This window comes from Mesobacillus campisalis, assembly GCF_000986785.1.
Lineage (GTDB): Bacteria > Bacillota > Bacilli > Bacillales > Cytobacillaceae > Mesobacillus_B > Mesobacillus_B campisalis.
The window spans coordinates 1-12,110 of the sequence record NZ_LAYY01000004.1; the positions used below are offsets into that span (position 1 = coordinate 1).

General features: G+C 47.3%; 8 protein-coding genes. 7 read left to right on the forward strand and 1 reads right to left on the reverse strand.

What is annotated here, in order from left to right; genetic code table 11:
* Positions 1–262: 262 nt before the first annotated feature.
* Positions 263–1,708, reverse strand: a complete 1,446-nt coding sequence (locus tag WQ57_RS04390) for a S8 family peptidase (RefSeq protein ID WP_241481477.1) — start codon at positions 1,706–1,708, stop codon at positions 263–265.
* Positions 1,709–2,061: 353 nt separating this feature from the next.
* On the opposite strand from WQ57_RS04390, the gene parE reads away from it, so the two are divergent.
* The 7 genes from parE (at position 2,062) to WQ57_RS04425 (ending at position 12,012) form a co-directional block, all read left to right on the forward strand.
* Positions 2,062–4,041, forward strand: a complete 1,980-nt coding sequence (gene parE / locus WQ57_RS04395) for a DNA topoisomerase IV subunit B (protein ID WP_046522727.1) — start codon at positions 2,062–2,064, stop codon at positions 4,039–4,041.
* A complete protein-coding gene (parC, locus tag WQ57_RS04400; protein WP_046522528.1) occupies positions 4,038–6,467 on the forward strand; it encodes a DNA topoisomerase IV subunit A in 2,430 nt (809 codons plus the stop codon). Before parE ends, parC begins: the two co-directional genes overlap by 4 nt.
* A gap of 220 nt (positions 6,468–6,687) precedes the next feature.
* A complete protein-coding gene (locus WQ57_RS04405) occupies positions 6,688–8,112 on the forward strand; it encodes an alanine/glycine:cation symporter family protein (RefSeq protein WP_046522529.1) in 1,425 nt (474 codons plus the stop codon).
* 152 nt (positions 8,113–8,264) lie between these two features.
* On the forward strand, positions 8,265–9,038 hold the full coding sequence (locus WQ57_RS04410) for a hypothetical protein (protein ID WP_046522530.1): 774 nt from the start codon (positions 8,265–8,267) through the stop codon (positions 9,036–9,038).
* 78 nt (positions 9,039–9,116) lie between these two features.
* Positions 9,117–9,611 carry a staygreen family protein gene (locus tag WQ57_RS04415; protein ID WP_046522531.1) on the forward strand — a complete coding sequence of 165 codons (495 nt, stop codon included), beginning with the start codon at positions 9,117–9,119 and terminating at the stop codon, positions 9,609–9,611.
* A gap of 443 nt (positions 9,612–10,054) precedes the next feature.
* Complete coding sequence (locus WQ57_RS04420) at positions 10,055–10,981, forward strand: alpha/beta hydrolase family protein (RefSeq protein ID WP_046522532.1); 927 nt, start codon at positions 10,055–10,057, stop codon at positions 10,979–10,981.
* Positions 10,982–11,595: 614 nt separating this feature from the next.
* Positions 11,596–12,012: a hypothetical protein gene (locus WQ57_RS04425; RefSeq protein WP_420912378.1), complete on the forward strand. Its 417-nt coding sequence runs from the start codon at positions 11,596–11,598 to the stop codon at positions 12,010–12,012.
* Positions 12,013–12,110: the final 98 nt, after the last annotated feature.

Here is a 12,110-nt window from a genome sequence, read left to right on the forward strand (position 1 = left end):
CCCATTTTTAGGAGGGGCCAGGGATTTTGGGCACTGACGGGTGCTCTCAGTGCCCATTTTCGGGAGGGGCCAGTGAATTTGGGTGCTGACAGGTGTTCTCAGTGCCCATTTTTAGGAGCGGCCAGGGATTTTGGGCACTGACGGGTGCTCTCAGTGCCCATTTTCGGGATCGACCAGTGATTTTTGGTACTGACATCCGCCTTCCCATAGTCCCATAAAAAAACAAACCGGCCCTCATCCAAGGACAGGCCGGTTTGCCGTTTTACCTTAAAAACCACAGCCGATCGCGCACAGTTCTTTTCTTGCTTTTATCGGTTTCCACAGCTTGGGTCAGAGCTTTGTTCACGTCAATCAATCCGTTGCCGAACTGGATGTCCTTGCCGCTTTTGCCGACGTCGATTGCGGTATCCTGGATGATGTTCATGATTTCCCTGCTGCCGAGCTCCGGATTGGCCGATTTGACCAGCCCGGCAAGTCCGGCGACGTGTGGCGCGGCCATGGAGGTTCCGGATAATTGAGCATACTGGTTTTGAAAATAGGTGCTTGGAATGTAGACGCCTGGCGCAGTAACATTAATATAATCGCCATAGTTCGAAAACTCGGCAAGGTTGCCGTCATAGCTGATCGCGGATACACTTAGCACCTCGGGATAGGCGGCTGGGTACGAAGGCTGCCTCGAGTTGTCATTTCCGGCTGCCGACACCATGACCACATCATGGTCGTAGGCATAGCGGACGGCCCTCTCGAGGATATTGGACTCCTGGTAATTTCCCAGGCTCAGGTTGATCACATCGGCACCGTTATCGACGGCCCAGACAATCCCTTTGGCAATATCAAAAGTGGTGCCATAACCCTTGGCGCCCATTGCTTTGACTGGCATGATTTTATTGTACCAGGTTACCCCGGCGGTGCCTTGATGGTTGTTTGTTTCCGAAGCGATGATGCCTGCCACATGGGTGCCGTGGCCATTATCATCATCAGGATCATCGCTGCCGGTAATCACGTTATAGCCGTCCACGAGGCGGTTTTTCAGGTCGGGATGATCAAGGTCCACACCCGTATCAATGACGGCAATGATGATGTCTTCATCTCCCCTTGAGATCCCCCATCCGTCTTCCGTGCCGATTGCTGGCAGATTCCATTGATACTTCTCCAGGTAAAGCTGGTCGTTCGGCATGTTCCCGACAGGTCCCATATCATTCTGCATGAGGATGTAATGAGGCTCTGCAAACTCTACCAAGTCATTCTTTTGGAAATAAGCGAGCATTTCAGGCGTTTCCATCGTGGTGGAGCGGAACAGGAAGGTCAATCCATCCTGCTTGACGATCCATCCGCTGATATCCTTCGTCAGTTTGTCAAGCTGCTCGCCAGAAGGCTTTTCCTTAAATTGGACGGCGGCTTCATGATCATAATAATGGCTTGTATCCCGCTCATTATGATGGAAATGGGTGACTTCATCCTGGTTATCCAGCTTGGTTTTTAGATAGTGGCCGCGTTCAATATTGTTCACCTGCATAAACTGGCCAGTGCGGTTTTCGCCGTATGGAAGGATGATTCCCTCGCTTTCCACATCATGCAGCTTAACACCTGGCCTTTGCGGGGCAGCCTGCTGCCTCTGTTCACGATGGCGGTCCCATACCGTGCTGGATACAAGCATAAGCAGCAAGGCCGAGACCGCAATAAGCAAAATGGTTCTTCTTTTTCTCAAAAAGGGGACACCTCCGTTAAATTCCTGTTATTCTTAGAGTGCAGCGGAATGGGTAAAATTAGTGGCGGGAATGTTTGGAACGAAAGGGAAAAACACCGTACATGTTCACTACCCTGTTTAAGGCGGAAATATGATAATCACCTTCCCAGTCAGGAAATCAATTTGCCAAATCACCAGAAATCGCTACAATAAAGCATATAAGTTTATAAAAAATATGGTAAAATTAATCAAGAACAAACGTTCCTCTCCTGTTCGGCCTTGTAAAGAGGCCCAATCAGGAATAGGAATTTCAAACATTGACACTATACAAAGAACAGTCAATGTGGTCTTCAATGCAGGAAAGGAGTTTTTTTGTGGCTAAGAACCAGCAAGCATTTGAATACAACGATGATGCCATACAGGTACTGGAGGGGCTCGAAGCTGTAAGGAAGCGCCCGGGGATGTATATCGGCAGCACGGATACGAAAGGGCTTCACCATCTTGTCTATGAAATTGTCGACAACTCGGTGGACGAGGCCTTGGCGGGATACGGAAACCATATCATTGTGAAGATTCACAAGGACAATTCCATCTCCGTCCAGGACAAGGGCCGGGGAATGCCAACGGGAATGCACCGGCTCGGAAAGCCGACACCCGAAGTGATTCTGACTGTGCTCCATGCCGGCGGAAAATTCGGCCAGGGCGGCTATAAAACAAGCGGCGGCCTGCACGGTGTAGGGGCTTCCGTCGTCAATGCGCTTTCCGAGAAGCTGACGGTTACCATCAAGCGGGATGGTTTTGTTTATGAACAGACTTTCATTAACGGCGGCAAGCCAGTGACAACTCTTGAGAAAATCGGAAAGACAAACCAGACAGGGACAACGATCCACTTCAAACCAGATCCCGAAATCTTTTCAACCCTCACCTATAATTACGACACTCTATGCGAACGCCTTCGCGAATCCGCATTCCTGCTTAAAGGGTTAAAAATTGAAATCATAGATGAACGCCATGACGCCAGGGAAGTCTTCCACTATGAAACAGGAATCCAGGCATTTGTGGAATACCTTAATGAGGAAAAGGACGTCTTGCATCCAGTTGTCAGCTTTGAAGGCGAAAATACCGGCATCGAAGTGGAATTTGCGTTCCAGTTCAACGATGGCTATTCGGAGAATGTGCTCAGTTTCGTTAACAACGTGCGCACGAAAGATGGCGGCACACATGAGGTCGGCTTCCGGACAGCGATGACAAGAGCGTTCAACGATTATGCCCGCAAGGCAGGCCTTTTAAAAGAAAAAGATAAAAACCTTGATGGTGCGGATATCCGTGAAGGTCTGTCGGCCATCATTTCCGTCCGGATCCCTGAGGAGATGCTCCAGTTTGAAGGACAGACAAAAGGAAAGCTTGGAACGAGTGAAGCAAGGTCGGCGGTGGATGCGATTGTTTCAGCCAATCTGTCGTATTTCCTTGAGGAGAACCCTGATTCAAGCTCGCTCCTGATCAAGAAGGCCATAAAAGCCTACCAGGCACGGGAAGCGGCGCGAAAAGCCAGGGAAGATGCCCGCAGCGGCAAAAAACGGAAAAAATCCGAAGCCATGCTGTCAGGCAAACTGACCCCTGCGCAAAGCAAAAACCCGGCCAGAAATGAAATATACCTGGTCGAGGGGGATTCGGCAGGCGGTTCGGCCAAGCAGGGCCGCGACCGTAAATTCCAGGCGGTTCTGCCGCTCCGCGGTAAGGTCGTCAACACGGAAAAGGCAAAGCTGCAGGATATTTTCAAAAACGAGGAAATCAATACGATCATCCATGCCATCGGGGCGGGAGTCGGAGCGGACTTCAATGTGGAAGATGCCAACTATGACAAAGTTGTCATCATGACCGATGCCGATACTGATGGAGCGCATATCCAGGTATTGCTGCTGACTTTCTTTTACCGCTATATGAAGCCGCTGATCGAAGCAGGGAAGGTGTTCATCGCCCTCCCGCCGCTCTACAAGGTCAGCAAGGGAAGCGGCAAAAAAGAAGTGATCGAATATGCATGGAGTGATGAAGAGCTTCAAGGGGCGATCAAGAAGGTCGGAAAAGGATACATCATCCAGCGCTATAAGGGGCTTGGGGAAATGAACGCCGACCAGCTTTGGGATACGACCATGAACCCTGAGACCAGGACATTGATCCGGGTCCGGATCGATGATGCCGCACGGGCGGAACGCCGCGTCACCACGCTGATGGGCGACAAGGTGGAGCCGCGCCGCAAATGGATTGAATCCAATGTGGCCTTCAGCCTTGAGGAAGGCGATACAATTCTTGAAAATGAAAACATTACCGTGGCTGAGGAGGTTACAGAAGCATGAGCTCAGTAGAGAAATTTCGTGACCTGCCACTTGAGGAAGTCCTCGGCGACCGTTTTGGACGCTACAGCAAATATATTATCCAGGAGCGCGCCCTGCCTGATGCCCGCGACGGCCTGAAGCCGGTGCAGCGGCGGATTCTATACGCGATGCATGTGGAAGGAAATACGCATGATAAAGGCTTCCGCAAATCGGCGAAAACAGTCGGGAACGTGATCGGCAACTATCATCCGCACGGTGATTCGTCGGTTTACGAAGCGATGGTGCGGATGAGCCAGGACTGGAAGCTTCGCCAGCTGCTGGTCGAAATGCATGGAAACAACGGAAGCATTGACGGTGACCCTCCGGCAGCGATGCGTTATACGGAGGCAAGGATTTCCGCCATCGCTTCCGAGCTTTTGCGTGATATTGACAAAAAGACCGTCGAGTTCATTCCGAACTTCGATGATACCTCGATGGAGCCGACCGTGCTTCCGGCGATGTTCCCGAATCTGCTCGTGAATGGTTCCACAGGGATATCCGCCGGGTACGCAACAGATATTCCGCCACATTCCCTCGGGGAGGTCATTGACGGAGTCATCATGCGCATGGACAAACCGGATTGCACGGTGAAAGACCTGATGACCGTGATCAAAGGCCCTGATTTCCCGACCGGGGGAATCATCCAGGGAGTCGACGGCATTGCAAAAGCCTATGAAACCGGCAAAGGAAAAATCATTGTCCGCGGGAAAACCGAAATTGAGGCCATCCGCGGCGGACGCCAGCAGATTGTCATAACGGAAATTCCGTTCGAAGTGAATAAAGCCAATCTGGTTAAGCGGATGGATGAATTGCGGCTCGACCGCAAAGTTGAAGGGATCGCAGAAGTGCGTGATGAAACAGACCGCACCGGCCTCAGGATTGTCATTGAACTAAAGAAGGAAGCCGATGCAGAAGGCGTCCTGAATTATTTTTACAAGAACACCGACCTTCAGGTTCCTTATAACTTCAATATGGTGGCCATCCATAATAAGAGGCCGATGCTGATGGGCATTGCTGCCATGCTGGATGCCTATATCGAACACCAGAAGGAAGTTGTCACGAAGCGGTCGGAGTTCGACCTGAAAAAGGCAAGGGAGCGCCAGCATATCGTTGAAGGGCTGATCAAGGCCTTATCGATTCTGGACCAGGTGATTGCCACCATTCGGGCTTCCAAGGACAAGCGGGATGCCAAAAACAACCTCATCAGGGAATTTGAGTTCACTGAAGCCCAGTCGGAAGCAATCGTCTCTTTGCAGCTTTACCGATTGACCAATACGGATGTGACGGCACTGAGAGCCGAGCAGGAAGAGCTTGCGAAAAAAATCGCCGAGCTTGCGGCCATCCTGGAAAGCGAAAAGAAATTGATTGCGGTGATTAAAAAAGAGCTGAAGGATGTCAAAAAGCGGTTTGCCGATGAGCGCCGGACGAACATCCAGGCAGAGATCGAAGAAATCAAAATCAATCTTGACGTGCTGATTGCCAGCGAAGACGTGATTGTGACGATAACAAAGGACGGCTATATCAAGCGGACAAGCCAGCGGTCCTTTGCGGCCTCCAACGGACAGGATCTCGCCATGAAGGACACTGACAGGCTCCTTGCCCAGCTGGATATGAACACTAAAGATGTTCTCTTGCTGTTCACAAACAAAGGCAGCTACATGTACCTGCCGGTTCACGAGCTCCCGGACATCCGCTGGAAGGATCTTGGCCAGCATATCGCGAACATCGTCCCGCTGGACAGAAGTGAAAACCTCATCAGGGCCATCCCGGTCAGCGACTTTGAACAGAATTTGTTCCTTCTGTTCGCAACGCGGAACGGCATGGTCAAGAAAACGGAATTGAAGCAATACCAGGCGACCCGCTATTCGAAGACATTGACGGCCATCAACCTGAAGGGCGAAGATGAGGTGGTCGACATCCATCTGACCGACGGAAACGCGAGCCTGTTCCTGGCTACCCGCCTTGGCTATGCGCTCTGGTTTGCGGAAGAGGAAGTCAGCCCAATCGGCATCAGGGCAGCCGGGGTAAAAGGAATCAACCTGAAGGAGGATGATTCCGTCATCGCCGGCAAGCTCGTGGAAGACGAAAAGGAGCAGTCTGTCATCCTAGTTACCCAGCGCGGTGCCGTTAAAAAGATGAAGCTGTCCGAATTCGAAATGAGTTCAAGGGCAAAGCGGGGAGTGGTCATGCTCCGCGAATTGAAGGCCAAGCCGCATAAAGTGGCAGGAATGCAGATTGCCAGAGGCGGCGATGTGGTCTTCCTGCTCTCCGAAAAACAAAAACTCGCAACAATTGCGCCGGCTTCCATCAATTACAGCGACCGCTACTCGAACGGCTCTTTCATCCTCGACGAGAACGAAAGCGGCAAGGTAATGGAAGTTTGGAAAACTGAACCGCCAAGGGAATGATATCATTCCTAATTTGAACCTCTGCTATCTGTTTCAGCAGAGGTTTAATTTTTATAAGACAGGGAATATTTAAACGGTTAAAATGCAGGTAGCAAGTCTTATTACACGGCCATGATAGTTGATGCCAATTTCCTGCCATTGTCGTTCAGGCAGCAATCTGATACATTAAATCTTGTGCAGGGAAAATGCTTACAAAAAAAGTGTGAAAAGGAGTTTTGCAATGGAGTTATTCAATAGCATCATTAACTTTTTTAATGACCTACTGTGGTCATATGTGTTAATTGCCGTTCTGGTTTTGACCGGTCTTTATTTTTCTTTTAGAACGAAATTTGTCCAGTTTACATACTTTATTGAAATGTTCCGTGTTATTGCGGAAAAATCCACTGTCTCTGCAGCTGGGAAAAGAGGGCGTTCATCTTTCCAGGCCTTCACCATTTCGGCTGCTTCACGTGTGGGAACAGGAAACCTTGCAGGGGTGGCGACAGCGATTGCAGCCGGCGGACCGGGAGCGGTTTTCTGGATGTGGCTGATTGCCTTCATCGGCGCTGGCTCCAGTTTCGTGGAGAGCACTCTGGCGCAGATTTACAAGGTTAAGGACAAGGACGAGTACCGCGGCGGTCCAGCGTATTATATGGAAAAAGGCCTGAACAAGAGATGGATGGGGATTCTGTTCGCCGTTATCATCACATTCTGCTTTGGACTTGTGTTCAACTCCGTCCAGTCCAATACGATATCGCTGGCGGTCAATGAGGCATATGGCATTGAGCGCTTTTGGGTTGGAATTGTCCTTGCTATACTGACTGCCGCTGTCATTTTTGGCGGGGTTAAGCGTGTCGCATATGTTTCACAGATCATTGTTCCGATCATGGCCGTTCTTTACTTGCTTCTGGCCTTATATATCGTCATCACCAACTTCACAGAGGTGCCAGCGATGATCGGCTTGATTGTCAGCAGTGCTTTTGGCCTCCAGGAAGCGGCCGGCGGAGCTATGGGTGCGGCTGTACTATGGGGAATTAAGCGCGGATTGTTCTCAAATGAAGCCGGCATGGGTAGTGCCCCAAATGCGGCGGCCACAGCTGCTGTTTCCCACCCTGCGAAACAGGGGCTGATCCAGACATTGGGTGTGTTCGTTGATACAATTTTGATTTGTTCCGCTACGGCGTTCATCATTATTCTTTCCGGTGTGTACACTGATCCGGATTTAAACGGAATCCAGCTTACACAGGCAGCTTTAAGCACCCATGTTGGTGCCTGGGCACCATCGTTTATTTCCGTGGCGATTTTCCTGTTTGCCTTTTCATCGATCATCGGGAATTACTATTATGGAGAAACCAATATTGAGTTTATCAAACAAAGCAAACCAGCCATGCTCGTATACCGTTTAGCCGTTGTCGGCATGGTGATGTTCGGAGCGCTTGTAGACCTGGCGGTTGTATGGAACCTCGCCGATTTGTTCATGGGAATCATGGCGCTTATCAACCTTGTTGCCATTACCCTGCTTGTCAAGGTTGCACTGGCTGCCCTTAAGGATTACACAGCACAGCGCAAGCAAGGCAAGGATCCGGTCTTCTATGCTGACAGCATTCCTGGCCTGAAAGGAATCGAGTCCTGGGAGTACCGTCCGCAGGAAAAGAAAAATTCCTGATGCTTTAACCCCCTGATCATGAATCTGGGGGTTTTTCACTGTTTCTATCATACAGTGGGAAGACAAGGGTGCTACATTAAGTACCTGCTCTGCATATTCCTTCCAGTTATGGGCATCTTAAGTGGTAATGGGTATTTAGGAGGGAGCCACACTTGAAGAAGAAATTACTGATTCCATTCGGGATGATTTTCGCCCTTTCATTATCAGCCATTACAGGTGCCTACGCAACGGAAGATAAGAAGGAAAAAAAGACGCCGGCATACAAAGCAATCAAGCATAAACAGGATGTTACCGGCGATGGCAGGGCAGACTATGTGACGCTAAACGGCAAACCTTATGATGAAGATCCTCATTTTTTAAAAGAAATTCTGCTAAAGGTGAAAACTTCCGAAGGCAAAAAATTCAACATAAAATTTGAAGGAGGCCATCAGCCCAAAGTCGTTATTGGAGACTTGAATGGCGATTCGGTGAATGACATTCTTGTCAGTGCTAAAACTGGGGAAGGCAGCGACACATCCCACTATCATTTGTACTCCTTTAAAAATGGCATTGAAACCGACTTGGGAGTTCCGGATCCGCTAACGGTCAGCAGCCAGTTCCAGGAAGATTACCAGGCATTTTTAAAAATTGAAAACACGAACGAATCCTATTCCTTTGACCTGGCCTCCCGGAAAAGAGAATACAATTCGCTAGGGCTTTATCAAAATGGAAAACTGAATGAGCCGATGGAATTGCAGGTCATGCCTTACAGTTCGCTGAAACCGGTGATCCTCGAAGGCGGAAGAAAAGGGCTTAGAGGTGTACAAAGATTCTGCGGGGCGGGGAGCAAGGATACCATTGGCTATATCCATTCTGTCTGGGTGGATGATAATGGGGAATGGACGCTCGCCGGCACAGAAGTGAAACAAGTAAAAGAAGACAAGTAGGCGGATGTCACAGAAAGAGGACGATAGCATAGGATATGGTAAGTATGTCAGCAATGCCTGGGAAGGAGAATTCTTACCATGACTGAATTTAACCCTGAAAAACTTCATGTGACCTTTGAGCCTCCCACAACCAGTTTTAGTCCGATACAGGGGAGAAAATATACATTGACTCACAGCGATGAAACGGGAGAGCTATTTCTTGCTGTCGGCAAGCGGTATGATCTCGATGCCATTGATCAAAAACTGCGGGATGAAGTCCTGGCTGAATGGAAGACCAGAAATGGGGAATATGTGCTGATGGGGAAGGTTCATATTAGCACAGGTGAATTTGATGAAAAGCTGGCCAAAATCCGCTACATGATTTTCAAGAAGGAAATGAATTTGGCCCTCACCGGCATGGTCTATGGCGACCGTGAGTTTTACGTCCACAACCCCTGGCTGCTGGACAGTCCCATCCTTGTGCATTTCGAATCCGTTTACCCGGAATATAATGAAGTCCTGTACTTTGGAACACCAAGATACTACCTGGCATCAGCTACACCCAGGAGAGTGACGACGAGAACACAGGTGTAAGGAGGGTATATTCCACCGGAAACCCCGGGCAACGTGAATGGTTGCTCGGGATTTTTTTTAGGAGCAATCGAACAGGCAAGTTTAAAATAAACGGAGATTTTTCGGTTATATCCAGAATGATACACGTTTTGTGGTAAATAAGGGGAGGTTTTCCGGTTATACAAAGCAAAATAACCCATTTTTGCATTTTTCGGGTCAATAGGCGGAATCTCTCCGTCTATTTAAGCTTTTTTAATCATTAATTTGTAATAAGAGAAGTTTTTCCGTCTATTTTATTAGCCCAGGTGTTTAACCTCATCCGCCAACCGAAAAGTGATGACCCTCTTGATTCCAAGTCCGGGAATCAGCTATATTTTATCTCCACTTCCGTTAACCAAGGAAGGATTCACGCATTTTTATGTGGAATTTTTACATAGATAAAGATTGATTATGGGGGTTGGAGTATGGCTGAGGAAAAAATTGTGATTGGGGCAGGGACGAAGTATCCGCTGAATGGTATGCTGACCCTACCTGAGGAACGGAATGGACTGTTTCCTGCCGTTGTATTGGTTCAAGGCTCGGGACCCAGCAATATGGATGAACAGATTGGGGAGAACCGCCCTTTCAGGGACATTGCCGAAGGGATGTCGCGGAAAGGGATTGCCGTGGTGCGGTACGACAAAAGAACCTTTGTATACGGAAAGCAAATGAAAGACGACCCCGGGATGTCGGTAAAGGAAGAAACCGTCGACGATGCGATTTTGGCTGCTGAATTTCTTCGCAATGATGCAAGAATAGATGAGAACAGGATATTTATCATCGGTCATAGTCAGGGGGGCATGCTGGCCCCGAGAATTGATGCAGAAGGAGGGAATTTCGCTGGCCTGATTATCATGGCGGGTTCTCCGCGCAAATTGGAAGAAATCATTATGCACCAAAATCACATGCTGTTAAACTCCCTGAATAGGTTTTTAAGATTCATTGTAAAAAAACAAGTAAACGGATTAGCATCCAAGTTTGAAAATATATATGATTTAAGTGATGAAGAAGCAAAGTCTGCCAAGGTGATTGGCAAATACATGCGGGCCTACTACTTTAAAGAGATGGGTGAATATCCAACAGTCCAATATCTTCGTGAAATGGATAAGCCGGTGTTGATCCTGCAAGGGGAAAAGGATGTACAATCTTCCCTGGAAAAAGATTTCGGTGGATACCAGGAAATCCTGAGTGGAAAAAGCAATGTGACATTCAAGCTCTACCCCAATCTGAATCATCTGTTCATGCCTGCCGTATATGGAAACCTCCTGAAAATAAAAAAAGAATACAAGGTACCACAGCATGTCGACCAACAAGTTATTAAGGACATTTCAGACTGGATTCTTTCCGTCTAGGATGTGTTTATTCCATTTATTGAAAATTGATGCTGTCGACTAGGCAGCATTTTATTATTTCTTAAAGGGGAGGATGAATCATAAAGGAGGGATCCATTTTGTTTAAGTCCAAAATAAATAAGTCAAAAATTTTTATTAGGGGCAAGACAAAACTTATCGCCGATAAAAATATTCGATTATTAAATCTTCATATTAACAACAGTGCAATCAAAATAGTTTCCAATGACAGGAAAGTTGATTTGAATATCTTGCTGCCGATTCCGAAACCGTTCGATAAGATTGTGGAGCACTCTTTGTATTATAATATCGAATCATCTCCATATCTTAAGAGAGACATTGTTATTGAAAATATAGACTTAACAGATAACCATATTTCTGTGGATAATGATAGATATATTTGCCATGCAGCTGTTTTGGACATAATGGAGTATTCAGGAGACCAAGCATACATAAACCTGATTGTTTCCCTTTTATCCAGTACAGGCGATGAGTTTGAGGCTCGAATGTTTCTATATGTGAAAGTGGAAGAAAATTTGGAAGAAACGTTTTTAAATAGTTTCCACATACGAAGGCATAGGAAAAAGAGCAAAATAGTTCCTTCAACAGGGGAAGCCATTCCGGTAACAGAGTTATCAATAGATAAATTTGTTGCCAACCCAATTTGGGAGTTGGCACTAGAGGAAGAAGCATTGGAGTTCCAGGATGAAACATGGGTAAAACCAGCAAAAACCAATAATTTTACGAAAGAATTGAATGGTTCATTTGTTTTGGGTGAATTAATGACAAACGATGCCATCAAATTTCCAATGATCTGTAATATTGAGATGATAAAAGAAGAAGTAGTGATAAGTTCGGTTATGTTGTATGAAGAGAGGGAGAAGCAATATTATGCTTTAGAAGATAAACTGAAAACAATTGACTTCCCCTTATCCTTCAATATTAGCCTTATGATATATGGGGATAATAAGTCATTAAAGTTCATTGCGGAGAAAGTGGATGTCTATAAAAATGAGATAATTACAGCATTTTAATTTTTAGGCCCCCAATAACATGGCTTTTCAAAGAAAATTCACCTATTCATTTGATAAAAAAAGGGCACCATAGTAGTAATTAAAACTTTGGAGTCCAA